At 41.3% G+C, this 26,054-nt stretch carries 22 protein-coding genes and 4 tRNA genes; 2 read left to right on the top strand and 24 right to left on the bottom strand.

Going from position 1 to position 26,054, the window contains the following annotated elements; genetic code table 11:
• Positions 1–41 precede the first annotated feature (41 nt).
• From tyrA to ffh, 7 genes are all read right to left on the bottom strand, one after another.
• Positions 42–1,163 (bottom strand): bifunctional chorismate mutase/prephenate dehydrogenase, encoded by a 1,122-nt coding sequence (gene tyrA / locus RB151_RS05075; protein ID WP_042848676.1) that lies wholly within the window; start codon positions 1,161–1,163, stop codon positions 42–44.
• A 13-nt stretch (positions 1,164–1,176) separates the two neighbouring features.
• Positions 1,177–2,271, bottom strand: a complete 1,095-nt coding sequence (locus tag RB151_RS05070) for a 3-deoxy-7-phosphoheptulonate synthase (RefSeq protein WP_042848677.1) — start codon at positions 2,269–2,271, stop codon at positions 1,177–1,179.
• A gap of 831 nt (positions 2,272–3,102) precedes the next feature.
• Positions 3,103–3,456, bottom strand: a complete 354-nt coding sequence (rplS, locus tag RB151_RS05065) for a 50S ribosomal protein L19 (RefSeq protein ID WP_042848679.1) — start codon at positions 3,454–3,456, stop codon at positions 3,103–3,105.
• Between the two features lie 41 nt (positions 3,457–3,497).
• Entirely contained in the window at positions 3,498–4,262 is a 765-nt protein-coding gene (gene trmD / locus RB151_RS05060; protein ID WP_042848680.1) for a tRNA (guanosine(37)-N1)-methyltransferase TrmD, read from the bottom strand.
• Between the two features lie 38 nt (positions 4,263–4,300).
• Complete coding sequence (gene rimM / locus RB151_RS05055; protein ID WP_042848681.1) at positions 4,301–4,846, bottom strand: ribosome maturation factor RimM; 546 nt, start codon at positions 4,844–4,846, stop codon at positions 4,301–4,303.
• An 18-nt stretch (positions 4,847–4,864) separates the two neighbouring features.
• Positions 4,865–5,113 (bottom strand): 30S ribosomal protein S16, encoded by a 249-nt coding sequence (rpsP, locus tag RB151_RS05050; protein ID WP_042848682.1) that lies wholly within the window; start codon positions 5,111–5,113, stop codon positions 4,865–4,867.
• 136 nt (positions 5,114–5,249) lie between these two features.
• A complete protein-coding gene (gene ffh / locus RB151_RS05045) occupies positions 5,250–6,611 on the bottom strand; it encodes a signal recognition particle protein (protein ID WP_042848683.1) in 1,362 nt (453 codons plus the stop codon).
• A 388-nt stretch (positions 6,612–6,999) separates the two neighbouring features.
• Here ffh and RB151_RS05040 point away from each other — a divergent pair, with 388 nt between their 5' ends.
• Both RB151_RS05040 and RB151_RS05035 read left to right on the top strand, forming a co-directional pair.
• Positions 7,000–7,791 carry a cytochrome C assembly family protein gene (locus RB151_RS05040; RefSeq protein ID WP_042848684.1) on the top strand — a complete coding sequence of 264 codons (792 nt, stop codon included), beginning with the start codon at positions 7,000–7,002 and terminating at the stop codon, positions 7,789–7,791.
• 39 nt (positions 7,792–7,830) lie between these two features.
• Positions 7,831–9,117 carry a CNNM domain-containing protein gene (locus RB151_RS05035; RefSeq protein ID WP_042848685.1) on the top strand — a complete coding sequence of 429 codons (1,287 nt, stop codon included), beginning with the start codon at positions 7,831–7,833 and terminating at the stop codon, positions 9,115–9,117.
• 88 nt (positions 9,118–9,205) lie between these two features.
• On the opposite strand, the gene luxS is transcribed toward RB151_RS05035, so the two are convergent.
• From luxS to frsA, 17 genes are all read right to left on the bottom strand, one after another.
• Positions 9,206–9,721, bottom strand: a complete 516-nt coding sequence (gene luxS, locus RB151_RS05030; RefSeq protein WP_042848686.1) for an S-ribosylhomocysteine lyase — start codon at positions 9,719–9,721, stop codon at positions 9,206–9,208.
• A gap of 154 nt (positions 9,722–9,875) precedes the next feature.
• Positions 9,876–11,435, bottom strand: a complete 1,560-nt coding sequence (gene gshA, locus RB151_RS05025) for a glutamate--cysteine ligase (RefSeq protein WP_042848687.1) — start codon at positions 11,433–11,435, stop codon at positions 9,876–9,878.
• A gap of 183 nt (positions 11,436–11,618) precedes the next feature.
• A tRNA-Arg gene (locus tag RB151_RS05020) sits at positions 11,619–11,695 on the bottom strand.
• Positions 11,696–11,788: 93 nt separating this feature from the next.
• Positions 11,789–11,865, bottom strand: a tRNA-Arg gene (locus RB151_RS05015).
• Positions 11,866–12,004: 139 nt separating this feature from the next.
• Positions 12,005–12,081 (bottom strand) — tRNA-Arg (locus tag RB151_RS05010).
• A 10-nt stretch (positions 12,082–12,091) separates the two neighbouring features.
• Positions 12,092–12,184: transfer RNA gene (locus tag RB151_RS05005), tRNA-Ser, on the bottom strand.
• Positions 12,185–12,619: 435 nt separating this feature from the next.
• Positions 12,620–12,805: a carbon storage regulator CsrA gene (gene csrA / locus RB151_RS05000; RefSeq protein WP_004264815.1), complete on the bottom strand. Its 186-nt coding sequence runs from the start codon at positions 12,803–12,805 to the stop codon at positions 12,620–12,622.
• Positions 12,806–12,999: 194 nt separating this feature from the next.
• Complete coding sequence (gene alaS, locus RB151_RS04995) at positions 13,000–15,627, bottom strand: alanine--tRNA ligase (RefSeq protein ID WP_042848688.1); 2,628 nt, start codon at positions 15,625–15,627, stop codon at positions 13,000–13,002.
• A gap of 325 nt (positions 15,628–15,952) precedes the next feature.
• Positions 15,953–17,020, bottom strand: a complete 1,068-nt coding sequence (recA, locus tag RB151_RS04990) for a recombinase RecA (RefSeq protein ID WP_048608224.1) — start codon at positions 17,018–17,020, stop codon at positions 15,953–15,955.
• Positions 17,021–17,112: 92 nt separating this feature from the next.
• Positions 17,113–17,628 carry a nicotinamide-nucleotide amidase gene (gene pncC / locus RB151_RS04985; RefSeq protein ID WP_048608226.1) on the bottom strand — a complete coding sequence of 172 codons (516 nt, stop codon included), beginning with the start codon at positions 17,626–17,628 and terminating at the stop codon, positions 17,113–17,115.
• A gap of 14 nt (positions 17,629–17,642) precedes the next feature.
• Complete coding sequence (gene lplT, locus RB151_RS04980) at positions 17,643–18,845, bottom strand: lysophospholipid transporter LplT (RefSeq protein WP_042848691.1); 1,203 nt, start codon at positions 18,843–18,845, stop codon at positions 17,643–17,645.
• 1 nt (position 18,846) lies between these two features.
• Entirely contained in the window at positions 18,847–20,994 is a 2,148-nt protein-coding gene (gene aas, locus RB151_RS04975; protein WP_071547819.1) for a bifunctional acyl-ACP--phospholipid O-acyltransferase/long-chain-fatty-acid--ACP ligase, read from the bottom strand.
• Positions 20,995–21,131: 137 nt separating this feature from the next.
• Positions 21,132–21,629, bottom strand: coding sequence for a shikimate kinase AroL (gene aroL, locus RB151_RS04970; protein WP_042848746.1), 498 nt, complete (start codon positions 21,627–21,629; stop codon positions 21,132–21,134).
• Between the two features lie 129 nt (positions 21,630–21,758).
• Positions 21,759–23,012, bottom strand: coding sequence for a glutamate-5-semialdehyde dehydrogenase (gene proA, locus RB151_RS04965; protein WP_042848694.1), 1,254 nt, complete (start codon positions 23,010–23,012; stop codon positions 21,759–21,761).
• A 2-nt stretch (positions 23,013–23,014) separates the two neighbouring features.
• Positions 23,015–24,118, bottom strand: a complete 1,104-nt coding sequence (gene proB / locus RB151_RS04960; RefSeq protein ID WP_042848747.1) for a glutamate 5-kinase — start codon at positions 24,116–24,118, stop codon at positions 23,015–23,017.
• Positions 24,119–24,235: 117 nt separating this feature from the next.
• Entirely contained in the window at positions 24,236–24,637 is a 402-nt protein-coding gene (gene crl / locus RB151_RS04955; protein WP_042848695.1) for a sigma factor-binding protein Crl, read from the bottom strand.
• Between the two features lie 71 nt (positions 24,638–24,708).
• Positions 24,709–25,959, bottom strand: coding sequence for an esterase FrsA (gene frsA / locus RB151_RS04950; RefSeq protein WP_071547818.1), 1,251 nt, complete (start codon positions 25,957–25,959; stop codon positions 24,709–24,711).
• Positions 25,960–26,054 lie beyond the last annotated feature (95 nt).

Genomic DNA, 26,054 nt, shown 5'->3' with positions numbered 1-26,054 from the left:
AGCCTCCTACCGCAAGAAATACGATAGAAGGCGAGGAATGATTATTTACGGTTATCGTTCGCTCTTTGCAATAACGACTGACTTTCTTTCATAAAATGGTGGGCATCTTCACCAAACCATTCACTAACATGATTAAATTGGCGAATAAATTCCGCTTTATCTTTGCTTTCAAGTAAGTCAATTGAGTTTCCTAACAACTGATGGTAACGACGGATCAACTCAACATTTTCTTCAGAAGACATAATGATATCTGCGTATAGCTGCGGGTCTTGCGCGAATAACCGCCCAACCATCGCTAATTCTAAGCGATAAATAGGTGACGATAATTCAAGCAATTGCTGCAAGTCGATATTTTCTTTCGCTAAATTTTGCCCATACGTAAAGGTCGTAAAATGACGTAACGCTTGGATAAAGCTCATGTTTTTATCGTGTTCTTTTGCCGAAATTTCTTTCAGTCTAGCTCCCCAAACTAATAGCTGCTCAAGGAACCATTGATAAGATCCAGCACCACGGCCATGACAATAGGCAAAGACCTGCTTTGCAACACTACCAATATCAGGACCAAACATTGGGTGAAGCCCCAATACTGGCCCATCATGAGCCGCTAACATAGCGTCTAGTGGTTGCTGCTTAATAGAAGCGATATCCACTAAGATTGTGTCTTTGTCTAGTTTGGGTAATTTGTTGATCACTTGAACCGTCAAATGAATAGGTACACTCACCATTACTATACTAGCGCCCGCGACAATCGACTCGGCCTTAGACCAATCATTTTCAGTTAATGACTTAACTTGATAGCCCGATAAAGTGAGGAGACGATGAAATAACCGCCCCATTTTTCCATCGCCACCGACAATGACTATCGGCCCTGCTGATGGGTTCAATGTTTTGAACCCTTTATCATTTTCACGAGCATAGGACTCACGCATGACCCGCCGAAGAATATCCTCGATAAGATCAGGAGGGACCCCCATTCGCTCAGCTTCAGCACGACGAGCAGCTAACATGCTTGATTCACGTTCAGGCACGTATATTGGTAACCCATGTAAGCTTTTTACCTCACCGACCTCAGCAACCAATTGCAGCCTTTTTGCCAATAAATCTAATAACGATTTATCAACCTCATCAATTTTTTCCCGTAAATGGGATAATTCAGCAGACATACCAATACCCTGATCAGCTCACTTTACTCAGTTTTTGTGCGCGTTGTTCTAGCACTGGTAGCAGTGCTTGATGCAAATTGCGCAATACAGTTTCTGTTGTTTGCCAATTAATGCAAGCATCTGTCACAGAGACGCCGTATTTCATCATATCACGTGCTTGTTCAGACGTTTGATTACCTTCATTAATATGGCTTTCTAACATAATACCTGTAATTGACTCATTACCATTAACAATTTGTTCAATAATTGAATCAACAACCTGTGGCTGACGGCGGTAGTCTTTATTCGAGTTGCCATGGCTACAATCCACCATTAACGATGGTGCTAAGCCCGCTTTTTTCATTTCAACTTCACAAGCTGCAATATCTTCAGCTTCATAGTTAGGCTTTTTACCGCCACGTAATATAACATGGCCATTACTATTACCTTTTGTGTGTAATAAACACACTTGACCAGATTGGTTAATCCCCATAAAACGGTGAGGCATAGCAGCAGCTTTTAATGCATTGATTGCCGTAGATAAACTACCATCAGTTCCGTTTTTGAAGCCAACAGGCATAGATAAACCAGATGCCATTTCACGGTGAGTCTGAGATTCTGTTGTTCTAGCACCAATTGCAGACCAGCTAAATAAATCCCCTAAGTATTGTGGATTATTAGGGTCTAATGCTTCAGTTGCTAATGGCAGCCCCATATTGACTAAGCTGGTTAATAAATCACGAGCAATATGTAACCCCTTTTCCATTTCAAAAGAACCGTCCATGAATGGGTCACTAATTAAACCTTTCCAACCTACTGTAGTACGAGGTTTTTCAAAGTACACGCGCATCACAATATATAAGCTATCACTTAATTCTTCGGCTAATTTTTTCAGGCGCTCACCATATTCAATAGCGGCATCCACATCATGGATTGAGCAAGGACCACATACCACGAGTAAGCGAGGATCACGTTGGTGAATGATGTCGGCAATCACTTGGCGCGATGTCGCAATGGCATGCAGGCTGCTGTGACTCAGCGGATATTTCTGTTTCAGACTCTCAGGAGTAATTAATACCTGCTCATCTTGAATATTCACATTGTTGAGTACATCTTTTTGCATGATCATTTTTTACCTACTTATTAGCTTATATTTGTTTATTGTGATTAAGTGCGTGTTAATAACATACCATGCATCGTAAACAATTCAATCCATTTATGTAAAATATTTCCACTTTCGTATAAAATTATTTACACTAATATAAAATATTGAATAAATTGAATTTTTACATTAATTTAACATTTCAATACTTTAATAAATCAAATAAAAACAAACAATGTGTAATTATTTATTTACATATGGGGTAAATTATCAGCTATGTTCTAAATAGTTCGAGGTGTAGCAAGGCGGCAAAGGAATGAGGCGCTAGGAGCATACACAAGTATGTGACTAGTGCGAATGAGTGCTGCCAACACAGCTAGGACTTGAGATAAACTCTCTCAGCTATATTCTAAATAGTTCGAGGTGTAGCAAGGCGGCAAAGGAATGAGGCGCTAGGAGCATACACAAGTATGTGACTAGTGCGAATAAGTGCTGCCAACACAGCTAGGACTTAAGATAAACTCTCTCAGCTATATTCTAAATAGTTCGAGGTGTAGCAAGGCGGCAAAGGAATGAGGCGCTAGGAGCATACACAAGTATGTGACTAGTGCGAATAAGTGCTGCCAACACAGCTAGGACTTAAGATAAACTCTCTCAGCTATATTCTAAATAGTTCGAGGTGTAGCAAGGCGGCAAAGGAATGAGGCGCTAGGAGCATACACAAGTATGTGACTAGTGCGAATGAGTGCTGCCAACACAGCTACAACTTGAAATATGACGAATATAGTGACAAATATAAAAAGGCCCGCATCTGCGGGCCTCTCTCATAACATAACTTTCGGATGTAGCGAAAGCGTATTACTTGGCGTTCAGACGCTCTTTGATACGAGCTGCCTTACCAGAACGCTCACGCAGGTAGTACAGTTTAGATCTGCGAACAGCACCACGACGTTTAACAGCAATGCTATCTACGACTGGAGAGTGAGTTTGGAATACACGCTCAACACCTTCGCCGTTAGAAATTTTACGAACAGTGAATGCAGAGTGCAGACCGCGGTTACGAATAGCGATAACCACGCCCTCGAATGCCTGCAGACGTTTTTTAGAGCCTTCAACGACCCATACCTTAACTTCCACGGTGTCACCCTGACGGAACGAAGGTACGTCCTGCTTCATTTGCTCGTCTTCAAGTTGTTTAATAATATTGCTCATAATAACTCTCTTACCCTAGGTAAACTGATATGTTTAGACAATTAATTGTCTGGATTCATTTGTTGCTCGGACTGATATTCATTTTGGAATTCAGTCAGCAACATCCTCTGCTCGTCAGTCAGAGCTAGGCTTTCCAGAAGCTCAGGTCTTCTAAGCCAGGTACGACCAAGTGATTGTTTCATGCGCCAACTATCTATTTTGGCATGATTCCCTGAAAGCAGTACCTCAGGAACTTGCATGCCATCTAACACTTCAGGGCGGGTATAATGTGGACAATCTAACAAGCCATCAGCAAAAGAATCTTCTTGTGCAGAAGCTTGATGACCAAGTACTCCCGGAATAAACCGCGAGACTGAGTCTATCAACACCATAGCAGGGAGTTCCCCACCACTGAGAACGTAATCACCAATTGACCATTCTTCGTCAACTTCGGTTTGAATAATACGCTCATCAATACCTTCATAGCGACCACAAACAAGAATTAGCTTCTCATTGGTTGCTAGTTCGCAAACGCCGTCTTGACTTAATTTGCGCCCTTGAGGTGAAAGATAAATAACCTTTGCACCAACACCGGCCTCAGTTCTTGCTGTGTTGATTGCATCCTTTAAAGGTTGAACCATCATCAGCATACCTGGACCACCTCCATAGGGGCGATCATCGACTGTTTTATGCCTATCATGGGTAAAATCCCTAGGATTCCAGCACTCAACAGTCAGCAGGCCATTTTTCACTGCCCGACCAGTTACCCCGTACTCGGTTATTGCGCGGAACATTTCGGGAAACAGGCTAATTACACCAATCCACATAATTTAGTCCCACTTATCAAAACCGTTCAACCGGAGATTTAAAAACCAGGATCCCAATCCACTTCAATAAGTTTGGCATCGAGATCGACTTTCTTGATAACCTGCCCATCAAGAAACGGAACTAACCGCTCCTTGATGCCAAATGCATCTTTTAAATTCGCCTTAATAACTAGTACATCATTTGAACCAGTTTCCATCATGTCAGTAACAATACCAAGGCCATACCCTTGTAACGTAACAACTTGGCAACCCATAAGGTCTTTCCAGTAGTATTCGTTTTCTAACTCAGGAAGTTGGGTTGAATTCACCGCAATTTCAAAGTTAGTCAAGAGTGCTGCTGCGTCGCGGTCATCGACCCCACCCAGCTTAACAATGATATCCTTGTTATGATGTTTCCAATCTTCAATTTCAATGTGTTGCCATTGACCTGAACGTTGGATAAACCAAGGCTGATAATCAAAAATACTTTCAGCATGTTCGGTGGACGAAAAAACTTTGAGCCAACCGCGAATACCGTATGCTGCACCTAATTTGCCCAATACAATTGGGTTTTCAGGTGGCAGTAACTTAGTTTGCTTGCTCATTGTTACCACCGTGACAGATTAAGCTACTTTCTTAGCTTGTTTGACCAGTTGTGCAACACGGTCAGAAATAGTTGCGCCTAAGCCAACCCAATGCTCAACACGGTCCAGATCTAAACGCAGTTCTTCTGCTTGACCTGCTGCGATCGGGTTGAAGAAACCGATACGCTCAATGAAACGACCGTCACGCGCATTGCGGCTATCGGTTACAACGATTTGGTAGAACGGACGTTTTTTAGCGCCGCCACGAGATAAACGAATTGTTACCATAACATCCTCATTAGTTAACAAAACAACCAGACTCCATCGAGGGATAGAGTCCGGCTGTCATATAAAAAGCCCGAAAAGTTTACTCACTTTGACGCAAAAATCAATCAAAAGTACGTTTTGTTTGAGGCTTTATTGTTTAACGCCCCGGAAAACCCGGAGGCATCATACCCTTCATGCCGCGCATCATCTTGGCTAAGCCGCCTTTTTTCATTTTCTTCATCATGCGCTGCATATCATCAAATTGTTTTAAGAGGCGGTTCACCTCTTGTACTGTTGTACCAGAACCTGCTGCGATACGACGTTTACGTGAACCTTTAATAATTTCCGGTTTCTCACGCTCTTTACGCGTCATAGAATTAATCATCGCTTCCATTCGAACAGTGATTTTATCATCCATTTGCGATTTGACGGCATCAGGTAATTGGGACATCCCCGGCATTTTACTCATCATACTCGCCATGCCGCCCATATTACGCATTTGCTTTAATTGGCTCAGGAAGTCATTTAAATCAAAGCTATCACCCGTTTTTAGCTTTTTCGCTAATTTTTCAGCTTCATCACGGTCAACTTTATGTTCGATCTCTTCAATCAGAGAAATCACATCCCCCATACCAAGGATACGGGAAGCGACACGCTCAGGGTGAAAAGGCTCTAAGGCATCAGTTTTTTCACCAACCCCTAAGAATTTAATTGGCTTGCCTGTGATAGCACGGATTGACAGTGCCGCACCGCCTCGAGCATCCCCATCAACTTTGGTTAATACAACCCCTGTCAGTGGCAATGCTTCATTAAACGCTTTTGCAGTATTTGCCGCATCTTGACCTGTCATTGCATCAACGACAAATAAGGTTTCAACGGGTTTGATAATGCGGTGAACTTCTTGGATTTCCTCCATCATCGCTTCATCAACGTGTAAACGACCGGCGGTATCCACTAACAACACATCATAGAATTGTAACTGTGCATGTTTTAATGCTTTTTGTACGATGGCTGCGGGTTTTTCCTGTGCATCGGAAGGGAAAAAATCAACCCCAACAGATTGAGCTAATGTTTCTAGCTGTTTGATCGCCGCAGGGCGATAAACGTCAGCTGAGACCACCAGTACCTTTTTCTTTTGTTTTTCTTTTAAATGCTTACCAAGCTTGGCAACACTGGTCGTTTTACCCGCACCTTGCAAGCCGGCCATTAAGACTACCGCAGGCGGTTGCGCAGATAAATTAAGCTGATGGTTTTCATCCCCCATCGACCTAGTCAGTTCATTTTGAACAATTTTAATAAATTCTTGGCCAGGTGTTAGGCTTTTATTAACATCTTGACCAACAGCACTTTCTTTGACTTTTTGAATAAATTCACGGACAACTGGCAAAGCAACGTCTGCTTCCAGTAAGGCCATGCGAACTTCGCGTAATGTGTCTTTAATATTGTCATCAGTAAGGCGTCCCCGCCCACTGATATTGCGCAACGTGCGCGATAGTCTGTCAGTTAAATTATCAAACATATGTCTTAGCTCAATTCTGTTGATGGGCCGATGCTCAGCCTGATCTGGTTGCTAATACAGCTAATTTCAAGTGTATTGGTTATAACGACTTGAATTATAAGTATCAATCCTTTCATAATCATGAAAGAAAAACCAACGCTAAAATAATTCGGGCAAAATAATTATGCTATTGTAACATGCCCATTGTTTTTTCGCTGCCCCCTGTTTGAAACTGATGATACAGGTTATTATGGTTCTAATTTATGGTGATAAATCAAATCAGTTGGCGCATGAAGTGCTATCAACAACGAATATGCTGTGATTAGCCCGTCCAATGGTTGGAGCCTACACCCGTACAAGTTATACTATGTAATAACTTTCCACTAACCAAGAACAACGACACTATACTATGCCCGTATTTGCAGTCATAGCAGTTTGTACATACATGGTCAGTCTGCTACTGATCGTCCCCGGTCAAGTGCGTAAGCAGCCATTCTATCGTCGCCTAGCGATTTTGCTTGCTGTTATTGCGTTAGTGACTCATGCAATAACACTGAAATTACTTATTTTCAGTGAGGCCGAGGGGCAAAATCTCACACTGTTGAATCTAGGTTCTGCGGTTAGCTTGCTTATGTGTGTGATTATGACCGTTGTGGCTTATTGGGGAAAAGCCTGGTACTTAACTCCGATTGTATATAGTTTTGCTATCATTAATTTAATGTTATCCACCATCATGCCCGGTGAGTTTATTACTCATCTAGAAGCGAGCGTCCCTCTATTCGTTCATATCGGCTTAGCTTTATTGAGCTATGCAACGTTGCTCATTGCAGCGTTATATGCTCTCCAAGTGGCGTTGATTGACCACCAATTAAAAAATAAAACCTTAAAATTTAGCCCAGATATGCCACCCATGATGGTTGTAGAACGCAAAATGTTTCATATCACTCAGGTTGGTGTGATTTTGCTTACATTAACCTTATGCACAGGCTTTATTTATATGGATAATATTTTTGGTAAAGAAAATATCCATAAATCAGTATTATCTGTTATTGCTTGGTTTGTTTATATTACTTTGCTTTGGGGGCATTTCCATGGTGGATGGCGGGGTAAACGCGTGTTGTTTTTCCACGTTGGGGGCTCCATTATCTTAACAATGGCTTTTTTTGGTAACCGCCTTATACAGGAATTTATAATATTTTGACAACTAAACCACCATTAGCCTCATATAAGGAACCTTGTTTTGGATGATGTGTCTACCAGTACGCTAATCATCATATTGATTGTTTTAATTTTTATGTCGGCCTATTTCTCTGCTTCCGAAACAGCGATGATGACATTAAACCGCTATCGTTTAAAACATTTAGCAAAACATGGCAATAGCTCTGCGATCCGCGTCGAAAAATTACTCAAGCACCCCGATAAACTCTTAAGTTTAGTGCTTATTGGCAATAATTTGATCAATATTGTCGCCTCTGCATTAGCGACGATTATCGGCATGCGTTTATACGGCAATGCCGGTGTAGCAATGGCGACGGGGATTCTAACATTTGTGATCCTTATATTTGCCGAGGTTATGCCTAAAACACTCGCTGCGCTGTATCCAGAAAAAATTGCGTTTCCTAGCAGCTACCTTTTAAAGCCACTACAAGTCATTATGATGCCGATTGTGTTGGCATTTAATACCATTTCAGCCTTGTTGTTACGTTGTATAGGTATACGGTCGCTAACTGCCCGTACGGATGCCGTCAACAAGGAAGAATTGCGGACCATTGTTAACGAATCAAAGCATAAAATTAGCCGTCGCAACCAAGACATGCTGATTTCAATATTGGATTTAGACAAAGTCACCGTTGGCGATATTATGTTGCCAAGAAATGAAATTGTGGGCATTGACGTAAATGATGACTGGAAATCAATTATTCGACAGCTAACGCATTCACCTCATGGACGTATAGTGCTTTATCGTGATTCCCTTGATGATTCCATTGGTATTTTGCGTGTTCGAGAAGCCTATCGTTTGATGATGGAAAAACGCGAGTTCAACAAGCAAAATCTGATTAAAGCAGCTGATAATATCTATTTCATCCCGAATAGTACGCCACTTAATATTCAACTTGTTAATTTTCAGCATAACAAAGAAAAGCTAGGCATCATTGTTGACGAATATGGTGAAATTCAAGGTCTTATTACTGTCGAAGATATCTTAGAAGAAATTGTAGGGGACTTTACAACATCTATGTCTCCATCACTAGCTGAAGAGGTTTTGCCACAAAGCGACGGTAGCGTACTTGTAGACGGTTCTGCCAATATCCGTGAGCTAAATAAGGCATTCGATTGGAATCTCCCTATTGATGGCCCTAGGACGGTTAATGGCATGGTATTAGAGGTGATAGGTGATATCCCTCAACCTGAAGAGCAAATCGTGGTAGGCCATTACCTTATCGAGGTATTAGTCATGAGCGAAAATATTGTTAAGCAAGTCAGGATAACCCCTCTGGCATTTAGCTCCCAAATCCCAGACCTTTAATTTAAACTGCCACTCTTAGCTCACAACCTAAAAAGAGCCAGATATTGGCTCTTTTGTTTTATATATAGATCAACTAAAAAATAGATAACTAGACGTGCAGTTGCTCTAGTTTGTCTGCTGGTAACGCTAATTCATCATTTTTATTGATACCAATCTCGGAAGCGAGAACATTACGTGCAATTTGTTGCGCTTCTTCTAATGAATGCATTTTATATGTACCACACTGATATACATTCAATTCAGGAATTTTGTTTTGATCTTCAACCTTCAAAACATCTTCCATTGCCGCTTTCCACGCATTAGCAACACGCTGCTCCTCTGGTTGGCCGATTAAGCTCATATAAAAACCTGTACGGCAGCCCATTGGAGAGATATCAATAATTTCTACACCATCACTGTTGAGATGATCACGCATAAAGCCTGCAAATAAGTGCTCTAAAGTATGCGTTCCTTTCTCTGTCATGGCTTCTTCATTTGGCACGGTAAAACGTAAATCAAACACTGTGATAGTATCATCATTCGGTGTTTTCATGGTTTTTGCCACACGTACAGCAGGCGCTGACATGCGAGTATGATCGACAGTAAAGCTATCTAATAATGGCATTTTGTGACCTCCTCAAAAATATAAAAATTATTTCTAAAAATAAATGAAACTATTTTGAAAATGCAGAGTCTGAAATATTGAAAGACGCGCAATTTGTTATCATCCCTAATTCTCTAAGAGATTTTTATTTGGCCACCTAGTGTGGCCATTTCTTTTAGCGTCCTGCATGGATGCGCAGATAGTCTTCAAAGCTTTCAGTTTCACTTTGCTCCATCTTTGCTTGCTTCTCAATTGAAGCTAACCGTGCTTGTTCAAATTGCTCTTCAGTAATCACTTCATAAGGTTCATTAACTAACTGTTCAAAATACTTCTCAGCTAATTCTAGCCCATAACCACCAATGCCTTTTTCCAACATCTCATCCATAACGAGCGCTGAGTATGTCAGTGTTGGATCTTCAAACATGGCAACAAACTGGTGGCAAGCTTCTTGATACCTTTCATCACAACAAGTATCAAGCACTTCAGCAACCCGAATTAAATCATTAAATAATTGCTGACCAACCTCAACTAATGGTTTGACTTCACTACCACAACCAAAACCAATCACTTGTCCAGGTTTACGCCCTTCAAGGATCACCCTGTTCCAATTTTGGCGACAGCAATCAAGCTCTTGAGCATTCATTTCAGGTGCATCTGCAAGCACACACCATATTAAGAATAGATCAACAAACCGAGCTTGTGTTTCATTTACCCCAATTGCACTGAACGGGTTGATATCCAGTGAACGAACTTCAATATACTCAATACCACCACGCATTAGAGCATCTGAAGGTGATTCATTACCTTTAGGTACACGTTTCGGCCGTATAGGGGCATACAGCTCATTCTCTATCTGTAATACATTCGTATTTAACTGAACATATTCGCCATCTTTTTTTACTCCTAGCTTTTCAAACTCAGCCGAAGGTTTATGAATGGCTTTTTTCAAGTTTTCTATATATTCATCCAGTTTATTGAACGTAATATTTAGATCACTTTGCGACTTATTTGTATAGCCTAGGTCACTCATGCGCAGTGATGTCGCATAAGGTAAGTAATAGGTGCCACAATCTGTTTTATCAAATGATAACGCTGTGTCTCTATCCTTTAAGAAAGAGCCACAAATGGCTGGAGATGCGCCGAATAGATACGGAATAACCCAACCGAAGCGGTAATAATTTCTGATCAGACGTAAATAGCCCTCTGAAATTTTTTCTTTACCGCTTTCTTCATCTTTTACACCAGCCCAAGCCTGCCAAAATTCAATTGGCAAAGAAAAGTTATAATGCACCCCTGCTATCGTTTGCATTAGCGCACCATAACGATTTTTTAAGCCCTCTCGATACAGGGTTTTAAAACGCCCGACATTAGAAGAACCATATTGAGCAAGAGTGATTCTATCTTCACTTTCAATAAAGCACGGCATACTGAGCGGCCACATTCTTTCATTTTTAAGTTGGCGCGCAGTATAACGATGTAAATCCCGAAGAAAGGCCAAATTATGGCTGATGCTTTTATCTACAGGAGTAATAAATTCGAGTAAGGACTCCGCAAAATCTGTCGTGATCCATTTATGTGTTAAAGCTTTTCCCAGCCCTTCTGGATGCAATGTTTCTGCTATCGCACCTGTTGGGGACACACGCAATGTTTCGCGCTCAATACCACGTTGAATTCCATTTAGTGCTTCTGGGTGCGCCTCTAACCATGAGAGCGCTTTTGATACGTCCGGGATCAAATCGACCTCCCGCCTGTGATGTTAATTTATTTTATTGAGGCAATTACTTTAGCTTAAATCACATAAATTGTCGCTGTCTAGATGTGTGGTTTATCGAGGATTACATACAAAGATATTAGGTGAATGGCATTTTTTCTAATTTTAGGCAAAAAAAAACTCCTCAAAGTGAGGAGTTTCTAATGATGGTGCATCCGGGAGGATTCGAACCTCCGACCGCTCGGTTCGTAGCCGAGTACTCTATCCAGCTGAGCTACGGATGCAAAATTCTTTCGATTATAAATCGATGTTCCAATAACTTTTTATGAATTAGATTAAAATGTATTATTGATATGCTAAATTTAGCAACTAAGAGATGGTGCATCCGGGAGGATTCGAACCTCCGACCGCTCGGTTCGTAGCCGAGTACTCTATCCAGCTGAGCTACGGATGCATGTTTAGTGCAAGACTGATTTTTATCTCAAAATTTTTATCAACTACTAAAAACTAACTTCTAAGTTACTGCATGTTTTGGTTTCCAATATTCTAGAACCAAAACAAAACCCCATCAGATACTCTTATAGGGTTAAATATGGTGCATCCGGGAGGATTCGAACCTCCGACCGCTCGGTTCGTAGCCGAGTACTCTATCCAGCTGAGCTACGGATGCATATCTAAAATGGCGGTGAGGGAGGGATTCGAACCCTCGATGCAGCTTTTGACCGCATACTCCCTTAGCAGGGGAGCGCCTTCAGCCTCTCGGCCACCTCACCATATTTTAGTTACACACGATTTGTTTTTTCAAACATCTCGTTGCTGTGTGGCGCACATATTACTTTCCTAGACTTAGAAGTCAAACAATTTTTCCAAACTTTTTGCATTCCGTAGTCTGTTTGCACATTTCACAAGCAAGATGATTAGTTTAGCACCGAAAAAGATCTTTTTCAGCCCTTATTTCACTAAGTTTATAAACAAAAAGCAGGAAAAAAAATGATGATAGCACTCAACAAAAAGTATATTTTTTAGCCAAATGAAAAATAGACATGCAATAAAAAAATAAATCGAGCACGATGAAAATTAATGCTTAGCAAAATATAGTCGCTAAACACTAAAAAACTGCATATTAGATTAACAAAAGGGAATAATAGAATAGGAAAGACAAGCGTCCATTCTTGCTGTGTGGTCAATCATTGGACGCTTCTTTTTTATTATTGATTATCTGGTTGAGTTTTTTCAGCCTGGATCCGTTGATAAATTTCTTCACGGTGAACAGAAACTTCTTTTGGGGCGTTAACACCAATACGAACTTGGTTGCCTTTGACACCCAATACAGTAACTGTTACCTCATCGCCTATCATGAGTGTTTCACCAACTCGACGAGTCAGAATAAGCATTCTTTGCTCCTTGAAATATTAAAAGAGTCGGGTCTTTAGGTATCCCCCGCTATTGTCCATCACACACCGTGAAAACGTAAAGCAATGATATTCACCTAAAGCATTGATGCCATCAATGCAAGCATTCTAATTATTTACAAGCAAAATATAACACTACAAGCGATACATTAACAATGCCGCAACTTTGTCGACGCTTATAGCCGTGATTCAACCCATTCTTCGACACTTGCCATCGCAGCAGGTAATGCATTCACGTCAGTACCCCCTGCCTGTGCCATGTCTGGTCGCCCACCACCTTTACCGCCAACCTGCCCTGCAATAAAGGAAATCAAGTCACCTGCTTTAACTTTAGCAGTTAAATCATTAGTCACCCCAACGATCATACTGACTTTATCACCACTTGTTGTTGAAAGCACGATAATCGCAGATTTCAGCTGATTCTTGAGATCATCTACCATAGTTCTCAGTAGCTTAGGATCAGTATTGCTCAGTTGAGTCACTAACAACTTGATGCCTTTCACATCTTTCGCTTTACTACCTATTGAAGCACTTTCTTGCGATGCTTGCTGATCTTTTAGTTGCAAAATTTCTTTCTCGAGCTGACGAGATTTGTCTAATGCAGCTTTAACTTTTTCCACAAGACTATTGGAGTCACCTTTTAATAGGTGAGCAATTGCTGAAAGTTGCTCGGATTGATTGTGAATATTTTCAATCGCCATCGCCCCCGTTGTTGCTTCGATACGACGAACGCCAGCAGCAGTGCCTGATTCGCTAAGAATACGGAATAAACCAATATCCCCAGTTCGACTAGCATGTGTACCACCGCATAATTCAATAGAAAAATCACCCATACTCAAAACGCGTACACGTTCTTCATATTTTTCACCGAATAATGCCATAGCGCCTTTCGCTTTAGCTCCCTCTAAATCCATCAACTCAGTTTCAATTTCTGAGTTTTTTCGGATTTGAGCATTCACAATATCTTCTACCTGACGTAGCTCTTCCTGTGTCATCGCTTCAAAATGGGAGAAATCAAAACGGAGATATTTATCGTTAACCAATGAGCCTTTTTGTGACACATGCTCACCCAATACCTGACGTAATGCAGCATGAAGTAAATGTGTCGCTGAGTGATTTAAGCGGATAGCATCACGCCTCGCGCTATTAATCAAAGCAGTAATACGATGGTTAACAACTAATGTACCTGACTCTACTTTACCTATGTGACCAATCGCTTGGCCGTATTTTTGAGTGTCTGTTACATTAAAGCTTGCACTGTCACTATTTAAATAACCAGTGTCACCCACTTGCCCACCGGACTCTGCATAGAATGCAGTTTTATCTAGGATAACCAACCCTTCTTCACCCTCTTTAAGGGTATCAACAGGTTGACCATCTTTATACAAAGCCGTGATTGTTGCTTGTTGCTCATCGTATTGATAACCAGAGAATTCGCTACGCTTATCAACTTTGATTAATGAGTTATAATCTGCGCCAAAACCGCTCGATTCTCTAGCACGACGACGTTGGTCTTCCATCGCATGCTCAAAACCTTGCTCATCGACTTTAATATTGCGTTCACGGCAAACGTCCGCCGTTAAATCGATAGGGAAGCCATAGGTATCATATAAACGGAATGCAGCCTCACCATCAAGTGTATCGCCTTTTAGGGAAGCAAGTTCTTCGTCTAATAATTGCAAGCCGCGTTCTAAAGTACGAGCAAATTGTTCTTCTTCAGTTTTAAGAACTTTTTCTACCATTGCTTGCTGACGTGCAAGCTCATCCGCAGCAGAGCCCATCACGTTAATTAGTGGAGCAACTAATTTGTAGAAGAAGGTATCCTTTGCACCAAGCATGTAACCGTGACGCACTGCTCGGCGAATAATACGCCGTAAAACATAGCCACGCCCTTCATTTGATGGAATGACACCATCACTAACAAGGAATGCACAAGAACGAATGTGGTCAGCAATAACACGCAATGATTTATTTTCCAAATCAGTTGCCCCTGTTGCTTTCGCAGCAGCAGCAATGAGTTCGCGGAAAATATCAATCTCATAGTTAGAATTTACGTGTTGAAGTACCGCAGAAATGCGTTCTAAACCCATCCCTGTGTCGACTGAAGGTTTTGGCAGTGGCTCCATAGTACCGTCTGATTGACGGTTAAATTGCATGAAGACAAGGTTCCAGATTTCAATGTAACGGTCACCATCTTCTTCAGGGCTCCCCGGAGGACCACCCCAAATATGCTCACCATGGTCATAGAAAATCTCTGTACATGGACCACAAGGGCCTGTATCACCCATTTGCCAGAAGTTATCTGACGCATATGGTGCACCTTTATTGTCACCAATACGAATAATACGCTCAGCTGGAACACCAATTTCTTTGTTCCAGATATCATACGCTTCATCATCTGTCGCGTAGACAGTTACCCACAGCCTTTCTTTTGGTAAATTAAACCACTCTTCGCTAGTTAATAGTTCCCAAGCAAAGCGGATAGCATCATGCTTAAAGTAATCACCGAAGCTGAAGTTACCTAGCATTTCAAAAAATGTATGGTGACGAGCGGTATAACCCACATTTTCTAAGTCGTTATGTTTACCACCTGCTCGAACGCAACGTTGCGCAGTTGTCGCTCGGGAATATGCTCTCTTATCCAGGCCAAGAAATACATCTTTGAACTGGTTCATCCCTGCGTTTGTGAACAGTAGTGTAGGGTCATTATTTGGCACTAGCGAACTGCTGGTGACCACTTGATGACCTTTCGTATGAAAAAAGTCGAGAAACGCTTGACGGATCTCAGCGGTGCTTTTACTCATATTTATCCCAATATCAAGCTGGAAACAGAATTACGAATTGTTGAGATGGTATGTAACATCACCTCTAATCAACTCTCCGATTAAAAAGTGACTGATAAGATAAAGTCTCTTTATGCAGAAGTAAAATATAGATACATCCATTAGCAGCTTTCATTGTAAAGCGTCTAGATATTTTCTGAAAGCATGTTTATACCCCGCGCTGGGGTATTTTTCCACAGAAAAACTGTTCGATAAACTATTAATGTAATAGGCCAAAATAAAAATGGCGCCCCCTTATGAAAGGTGCGCCACTAATTTAGATGATAATCAAATAGTTACACTTGAATTAAATTTCTTCTGGTGTTTCTTCTTCATCAGAACCACTGACGAAATCTTCCGCAGCGCTACTAAATTCACCAGTATGATTTAATAACATTTCGCGTAGTTTCGTATCAATTTCCTGTGCTATTTCAGGATGCTCTTTTAAATAAGTTGTTGAGTTAGCTTTACCTTGACCGATTTTGTCCCCGTTATAGCTATACCAAGCACCCGCTTTTTCAATTAATTTATGTTTTACACCTAAGTCAATAAGCTCACCGAAGGTGTTAATCCCTTCACCATAAAGAATTTGGAATTCAGCTTGTTTAAATGGTGCTGCGACTTTATTTTTCACAACTTTAACACGGGTTTCGCTACCTACAATTTCTTCACCGTTTTTCACCGCACCGATACGGCGAATATCTAAACGGACAGATGCGTAGAATTTCAATGCGTTACCACCTGTAGTGGTTTCCGGATTACCAAACATAACACCAATCTTCATACGAATTTGGTTGATAAAGATCAGTAAGGTATTTGACGTTTTTAAATTCCCCGCCAATTTACGCATTGCTTGGCTCATCATACGGGCTGCTAGGCCCATATGAGAATCACCAATCTCGCCTTCAATTTCAGCTTTAGGTGTTAACGCAGCAACAGAGTCAACGATAATGACATCAACCGCCCCTGAGCGTGTTAATGCATCACAAATTTCAAGAGCTTGTTCACCTGTATCGGGTTGTGAACATAATAAGTTATCAATATCTACGCCTAATTTTTTCGCATAGATAGGGTCTAAGGCGTGCTCTGCATCGATAAATGCGCAAGTTTTACCACTGCGTTGTGCCGCAGCAATAACCTGTAAAGTTAATGTTGTTTTACCCGAAGCTTCAGGACCGTAGATTTCAACAATACGACCTAATGGCAAGCCACCAGCGCCTAATGCAACATCAAGGGATAAGGAGCCTGTTGAAATCGTTTCAACATCCATAGAGCGGTCTTCACCAAGACGCATAATGGAGCCTTTACCAAATTGTTTTTCAATTTGGCCTAATGCTGCTGCAAGTGCTTTTTGTTTGTTTTCATCAATAGCCATGATTACTCCCTAAGTGCAATGGCTTGACCACTGCGAATAAAACGATTGAATTGGGTTTGTTAAAATTAATTATACTGTATAATCATACAGTATCAAGAAAATTTTTCATTTAACAACTTTAAAAGTGTTTCTAGGACATAACCCGTTGATTGTAAACGAACTTGGTTTCTATCCCCTTGGAATACACAGTGCTGTGTTGTTACGGTTATGGTTTTATCAGCCTGTTTTTTAGCAAAACCAAACCAGACTGTCCCAACAGGCTTTTCTATACTACCGCCGTCGGGGCCGGCAATTCCACTGATTGAAACAGCAAAATCGGCCCTCGCTTCCCGCAATGCCCCTAAAGCCATTTCTGCGACAACTTGTTGGCTTACTGCGCCATATTGTTGTAAAGACTCCTCTTTAACACCAATCATTTGGTGTTTGGCTTCATTGCTATAAGTGACGAAGCCACGCTGGAAGTAAGCTGAGCTCCCTGCGATATCGGTCAATACCTTAGCAACCCAGCCACCAGTACAAGATTCAGCAGCGGTGACTGTTTTACCTTGTTCTGTTAGTTTCTGACCAATTTGAATACTCAATATTTCGAGTTGCTTCTCATCTATCATGATGCTACCTACCTTTACTTCATTTTTTTACGAGCGCGATCCCAAACCCACAAACCCGCAATAGCTATCGCAAATACAGCACCAAAGCCAATCCCTGCATTCACTACTGACAAACCAGCTTTAATTGCCAAAGAGTACAAGCCTAACATAATTAGCATTGCACTGTTTTCGCCTAAGTTTTGCACAGCAATGGCATTCCCTGCTCCAACAGTCTCTTTCCCCTTTTCTTGAAGTAATGCATTAAGTGGAACCACAAATAAGCCACCAAATACCCCAAGTATTATCAGAATAAAATATGCTGGAATAATATTAGTTTGCAATGAGAGTAAAACCACCATGATACCGATGATAACCCCAGCAGGAATACAACGATAAACCGTTTTTAAGGTAATAAATTTAGCAGCAAGCCCCGCTCCAACGACAATCCCTATAGCAACCATCGCATTGAGGATTGTTGGGGTTGTGTTGTCTTGTAAGCCTAAAGCGACAGGTACCCATGCCACTAATAAAAAACGTAAGGTGACACCCGCCCCCCAAAATAAACTGGTCCCCACAAGTGAGAAGCGACTTTCTTGGTTAGACCATAGAATACGGCAAGCACCGAAAAAATCAGTCACTAATAGTTTAATATTCCAGCCTTTGCCTGGCCGTGCAGCCACTAGCGGTGGGATAAAGAAATTGGCAATAACAGCTAATGCATACAATACAGCACAAGTTCCGAGCGCTAATATAAGGTTAATATCGGAAAGCACCCCACCGACCACTGAGCCCACTAGAATAGCCGCGATTGTCGATGCTTCCATAACTCCATTTGCTTTAACAAGGTTATCTCCCCCTGTTAATTCCCCTAAAATACCGTATTTAGCAGGGGAATAAGATGCAGCGCCTACCCCCACTAGACCATAGCAAAGGAAAGGGTTTAACCCCAAACAAATACCAAGAGCCCCAATAAATTTAAAAATGTTAGAAAACAACATTACGCGCCCTTTTGAGAACCTATCGGCGATTTGCCCTACAAAAGGTGCCAGTACAATATAAGTAAATACAAACACCATTTGCAGAATAGGATGGCTCCACTCAGGGTAAAACTCTGCTTTAAGCTGTGCAAGTATTGCAAATAATAATGCATTATCAGCAAATGCAGAGAGGAATTGAGACGCCAATACGGCTTTCATTCCTCGGCTCATTAATGGCGCATTTTGCATGCTTTCTTGCATATTATTCATCCTTTAACGCCATCTGTTTTAGTGTAACAAAGTCCGTTTTACCACTTCCCAAAACTGGCAGTTCTTTTACTAAACGAATATCACGCGGGACAGCTAATTCAGTTAAGCCTTTGCTTTTCGCTGCCGCAGACAATGCGCTGCGGTCTAATTCTTTATCTGTCGTGAATAAAACAAGCGCCTCACCCTTACTACTATCAGGCTTAGTGACAACGCCATGATTCTCATTTGGTGAAATACCCGCGACCATTTGTTCAATACTTTCAAGAGAAACCATTTCCCCTGCAAGTTTTGCAAAACGCTTAACACGACCTTTAATAGTACAGAAGTTTTGATTGTCTAAAGTAACGATATCACCCGTGTCATACCAGCCATCTTCTAATTCACCTTGCTCATTTTCCGCTTTAGGCGTTTCTAAGACACCAGGGGCTTCAACACGTAAATACCCCTTCATGATATTTGGCCCTTTTAGCTGTAATTTCCCCCCCTGTTCAATACCTGGGATAGGGATAATCCTCGCCTCCATTTCGGGTAAAATTTGACCTACTGAACCTTCTTTAGCGGCCATTGGTACGTTAATTGAAACGATAGGAGCACATTCAGTCACCCCATACCCTTCAAGGATACGAATACCAAATTTATCAAACCAGATTTTTTTAGTTTTATCAGAGAGCTTTTCAGCGCCAGCAACGACATAGCGCAAACGTGCAAAATCATACTGATGCGCAAAACGCGCATAATTACCTAAAAATGTCGAAGTCCCAAAAAGCACTGTACAATTTTTGTCATAGACCAATTCCGGAATGACTCGATAGTGCAAAGGGCTTGGATAAAGAAACACTCGGCTTCCTAAAAATAGAGGAATGAACAAACCAACAGTTAGACCAAATGCATGGAATAATGGTAATGATGACATAAAACGGTCACGAGGAGTGAAGTCAGCAATGGTCTTAATTTGCTCAACATTCGCCATTAAGCTCCCGTGGCTATGAACCACCCCTTTCGGTGTTCCCTCTGACCCTGAAGTGAATAGCACGATCGCTTCATCTGTCGTTTTGCGCGGGATAACGGCTTTACGTGGATTAAATAAATGCTTAACAATCCAAAGTTTATCTTGCCATGTCACTGTATCTTTTAAATCTTCAAGGTAAATCCAGTTAGCTTCAGTAACTTGCTCGGGAATATGCGTTAAATGACCTTTTTCTAAAAATTGGCGAGAGGTAAATACGACAGTGGCTGCAGATGCTTTTAATGCATTACTGATCCCATGGCTTCCCGCAGTATAATTCAGCATCGCAGGGACTCGTCCCCTCATTAGGGCCCCAAAAATAGCCGCAGCCGTAACTGTTGTATTTGGCAATAATAAGCCTACACGCTCATTTTCATGGGTATAACGTTCTATAATACGCCCGACTCCCAGAGCTTTTTTCAATAAGCTTTGGTAGGAGTCTTCTTTAAAAGCGATATCTTCAATACAGGGCGTATATCGACCAAACTTATGAACACTTTGAATAAACTCTTCGACCAATGTGACTTGGGGCAAACAAGCCATACGCGCAGATTTCATAATTTGGTACAAATGCTCTCCAGCTAAGGCTCGGCGCTCAACAGCTCGAGGGGCTTGAGGCATAGGAATGCTTTGTGCAGGCAAAATATGTAATGTGATTTTTGGGAACCATTTTAATGGAATAATGCCTTTTAACCGACCAAAATGACTGCGCTCCGCACCTTCAATACGAATAGGAACAACTTTTGCCTCCGACTTTGCAGCAACAAATGCAGCCCCTTCATAGATTTTCATTAAAGAACCATGCACAGAAATACGCCCTTCTGGAAAAATGACGATTGGGCGCCCTTTTTCCACCTCTTTAACAAGGTGACGTATCCCTAAAGGGTTAGCAGGGTCAAGAGGAACAATATCCGCATAAGGTTTAAGACGCTTCACCATTTTTGGTGTCGCAAATGATGAATACACAGCAAATACAGGTTTTACAGGTAAAAAAAGTGCAATCAAAACACCATCAAGGAAAGAAACATGATTGGGTGTAATCAAGCATTTATCTTGATTAAATTCTTTTGCATCACCGGTAACTTGGACGCGAAATAAAAATTTAAGTATTGCCTTGATGATGTTTGCCAACATAATGAATCCCTATATTATGATTATGTTTTATATGCAAATAAGTGAAGTATTTCCGTTATCATACCTATCTTACTTAGCTCTGCTCTTTCTACTAAGCGGTATATTCCGAAAACGTACTTTACTGATACCTAATTAGTTTAAGTCAAATCATTAAGTTGCGCGATAATATCATCAATGGACTGTGTGGCATCAATAACATGGTGTGCCGTCGCACGGTAGATAGGTTCTCTTTGCTGCATAACTTCTTCAATTTCTTCAACTAATGATTTGCCTGTTAAGCTTGGCCGCTGGTCAGCTTGTGGCTCTGCGGCTAGGCGTTTAGCTAAAACGTCAGGCTTAGCATTTAAATAAATCACTGTCCCGTTATCACGCATGATCTTCTGGTTTTCCTCAGCAAGAACCAGCCCGCCCCCTGTTGAAACAATCGTTTTATCTTGAAGAATTGATTTTAACGTTTCCGTTTCTAATTGACGAAAATATTCCCATCCGTACTGTTCAACAATTTCTGCTATCGTTTTACCCGCTCTTTCGAGTATCAATTTATCTGTATCAACAAACTGGTAGCCTTTAGATTCAGCCAATTTTTTACCAATTGTCGTTTTACCCGAACCTCTTGGACCGATAATGTAAAACATTAATTTCCACCCCATAATCATGAATACTAAGCAAAACTGGTTATGTATCTGCTTATGAAAGTTGCCTAATGCGGCAAATAATAAAAAAATAAAGCCACACAAGTGTGGCCTATTAATCTATTTTAGTCTTTATGGGCGATTTAAAAAATCGCCATAACCAACCCATTTATAGGTTGTTAAGGCATCTAGCCCCATAGGGCCTCGAGAATGTAATTTCTGAGTGCTAACCGCAACCTCTGCCCCTAAACCAAATTGCCCACCATCTGTGAAGCGAGTACTCGCATTCACATAAACAGCCGCCGAATCGACACACTGTACAAAATAATCTGCTTGGCGGATAGACTCGGTCAAAATAGCATCAGAATGCGCAGTACCATATTGGCGAATATGGTTAATAGCGGCGTCAATGTCATCAACAATCTCTACGTTGAGGTCTAAGGATAACCATTCATCAACCAAATTTTCAGGTTTTACATCAACAACTGTTGCTGGGCCTTGTTCCAATAATGGCATTGCTTTTTCACTAGCGTGCAGTGTGACTTGCTGTTCAGCCATTTTCTCACTTAAAAATGGTAAGAAATTACCCGCAATATCTTTATGAACTAGCAAAGTTTCCAGTGAGTTACAAGCACTTGGGCGCTGTACTTTTGCATTGATGATTACGTTAATCGCTTTATTAAAATCAACTGACTCATCGACAAAGGTGTGGCAAACACCTATACCGCCGGTGATCACAGGGATCGTTGATTGCTCACGACATAATTTATGTAACCCCGCACCACCACGAGGGATCAGCATATCAATATAACGATCTAATTTTAATAATTGAGAAACTAATTCACGATCAGGGTTATTGATAGCTTGTACAGATTCTTCTGGCAACCCACTATTTTTGAGTGCTTTTTGGATAACACTCACCACAGCAAGGTTCGTATTATGGGTTTCTTTACCACCACGTAGAATGACTGCATTACCGGTTTTTAAACATAACGAAGCCACATCGACAGTGACGTTTGGACGCGCTTCGTAAATCACCCCGACAACACCTAGAGGTACGCGTCGGCGCTGTAAGTTTAAACCGCTATCAAGCTGGCTACCATCAATGATTTGCCCAACAGGGTCAGCAAGCTGACAAACCTTTCTGACATCATCAGCAATGCTTTTCAAGCGTTCTGGAGTCAGCAATAGACGGTCTTGTAAGGCTTCTGCCATACCACTGGCTTTTGCCTGTTCCATATCCTGCTGGTTAGCAGATAATATCACCGCGCTTTCTTTTTCTAGTAATTCAGCAATTTGCAATAGTGCCGAGTTTTTTTGTTTGGTGCTTAGCTGAGCTAATTGCCATGACGCTGCTCGTGCAGCCTTACCCATTGTTTCTAACATAATTAACTCACTATCATATCGTCACGATGAACAGCGACTGAGCCGTGTTCATAGCCAAGTATTCTGCCAATTTCTTGTGAATGATGACCTGCTATCATCCTTAGTGCATCACTATTATAGTGACTAACACCGTGTGCAAGGTCTTTCCCCGCCATATTTAGAATGCGGATCACGGCGCCTCGGGAAAAATCACCTTCAATCTTTTTAATTCCTTTTGGTAACAATGAGCTACCTTTTTCTATAATTGCTAATTGTGCACCATCATCAATATACACATCACCCGCAGCTGGCGCCCCGAAAATCCAACGTTTACGATTTTCCATGGGGTTTTTCTGCCCATAAAAACGAGTCCCCACTGGAATATTTTCAATCACAGCGCTAATGACATCAGGTTTATTACCTGCTGCGATAATAACATCTATCCCTGCGCGGCCAGCAACATCAGCCGCTTGTAGCTTAGTTGCCATGCCCCCTGTACCTAAACCGCTGACACTTCCCCCTGCCATTTGACGAAGCTCGTCGTTGACACCATAGACTTCAGGAATTAATTTCGCATTTGGGTTGCTACGGGGGTCTGCATCATATAGACCTTCTATATCAGTCAGTAGCAACAGTTTATCAGCATCACCAAGAATAGCGGCTAATGCGGATAAATTATCGTTATCACCGACTTTTATTTCTGCTGTCGCAACGGCATCGTTCTCATTAATGACGGGAATAATGCCATTATTCAGTAATGCTTGTAAGGTATCTCGAGCATTTAGAAAACGCTCACGGTCTTCTAAATCTGCACGTGTTAACAGCATTTGCCCTATGTGGATCCCGTAAATGGAGAACAACCTTTCCCACAACTGAATAAGACGACTTTGGCCGACTGCCGCAAGCAACTGTTTAGATGCAATGGTAGCCGGCAATTCGGGGTAATTTAAGTGTTCGCGACCCGCGGCAATTGCCCCTGATGTCACAATGATAATACGGTGCCCTTTTTCATATTGCTGCGCACACTGCCTGACTAACTCAACAATATGAGCTTGATTCAAACGGCGCGAGCCCCCTGTTAGCACACTGGTTCCTAGCTTAACAACCAGCGTCTGGCTATTTTTCATCATTTTTCTGCCATTAGGATTAAGAAAACAAAAAAGTAGATACCATTTTTATCAGGAGAAGCGCGTTATGCCAACAGGCATAACGCAAAATTCAACAAAAGTTGGTTTAAAACAAATTTATGCGCTTAATTCCAGTTTTAATTCTGCCATTAGTGGCGAAGGGAAGAGGCTTAACTCAAGCTCAAGTAATTGCTTAGTAAGTGCTTGATGAAATGATACTAAATTTTTTTCAACGGCTTCAGTGGTAGCCGCATCTTTGAATGCTTTGACTTGCCAACTACCATGGCTATTATAAATACCAAAATGATAAGTGAACTCAAAGCCTTTTTCAGTTGCAACTAATTTTAACCACCACCCCCAAAATTCACGTTTCTCAGGCGCAATACTCGCATTAATACAAACAACAAGGCTATCGAATATATAACAGCCATTGATACATTGTTTTTCGCGTAAATAAGGCCCCATTGCAGCAAATTTCTTTAAATACTTTCCATTTGAATAATCAGTCGGTAAAGCCATGTTAAGGATCTCCTTCTTGGGTAGACCCCTTTTTAACAAATGGGAAAAAATAAGCAAGATATTAAATATAATTAAAGTATTTTTGCTTTCAGCCAATTAGTAGTTTCACTTAGTGCCTTTTCAAAATTAGCAAAAACAGGCTGACTTGGTAGTATTATTGTATCTGCATCCATTGATGAACGCCGAATTAGATCCGATTCTGCTTTCGGACTATAGATATCATCTTTTAAGCTTACCGATAACATCGGAACTTTGCTTCTTTTTCCTAAAAGGCCCTGATTTTTAAGTGAATAACAACTCAACTCATGGCGTAAAGCGGCACCATCAACCTGATAAATTCCCAAACGACTCGCGAACACATCCAAAACTACCCGAGGAATATCTTGTTGATATTTCTCTTCGTGCAATAAACTATGCACAATTGGACCTATGACAGCGACTGCTTTAATTTTTTCTGGGCACATATAAGCTAATCTTAAGGCTATATTGGCACCAAAGCGCATCCCGACAATACCGAAGCGGGTATGGTCAATCCATGCAATATCCTCAAGCTGGCGAACAATTTGCTCATGCAGTGTTGTTGTTTCTTGTGTCAATTTATGTTTTATCGAATAACCAATAGAAGGCATATCGAGCGTTAGCATCGCAATACCTAATGGTTCGAGATAATCGCGAAAATAGCGACAAAAATCGATTTGTAAGCTGTCTAACATGCCGCAAATCATGACGGTAGGATAAGGCCCCTGACCGTGGGATGGGATATGTAAAAAGCCACAAACTTCTTTCCCATCATCCACTTTGAATGCAATTTTCTTTAACCGATATTCTGAAAATTTGGCAGCATTATCATAGGCTTTACACGCTAATAAAATAGCTTGGTCTGCTAGTTCATCCCCTTTAATAAAAGGGTATGCTGCAATACTGTATAAATTTGCGGCTCGCAACCATGCATTACCCGCGTCCGGCCCTTGCTCGAATTCCAAAGCTTTCTGTTGCCAGCGCATAGCCTGCTGTGACCATTCGAAGCACCAATTCCCACGCCTATTACCAATGACGGTATCCAACTGGGTTTCATTACTGCGTGGCGCATCGGAAACTGCTATTCGGCTAAGTACCTCTTCAATTTCTAGTGCATCAATACCACGCCAAATCCAAATTAGCCGGTTGATCATACGATACCAGCCAACATGATGAGAACCACTTAGAACGCTATGAGCTTTTATCAGAGGAGTTGTTTCTGACGAGTAGGATACAAGTGTCGACGTTTCAACTTGTCTGACTCTAGGTTTGAAAAGTTTTTCTGAAAGGTTTTGCTGAGTCATCCCTATTTCCTTGTCTACCTGAGCTGAATTGTGCCAAAAAACCAAAAATAAGGGGAATGCAAAAATGCACTCCCCCGAGATTATATCGCGTTTGA

Origin of the sequence: Providencia rettgeri (assembly GCF_001874625.1) — a bacterium.
GTDB lineage: Bacteria > Pseudomonadota > Gammaproteobacteria > Enterobacterales > Enterobacteriaceae > Providencia > Providencia huashanensis.
The sequence above is the reverse complement of the archived record's forward strand: the minus strand, read 5'-3'. Positions and strand labels throughout refer to the sequence as shown.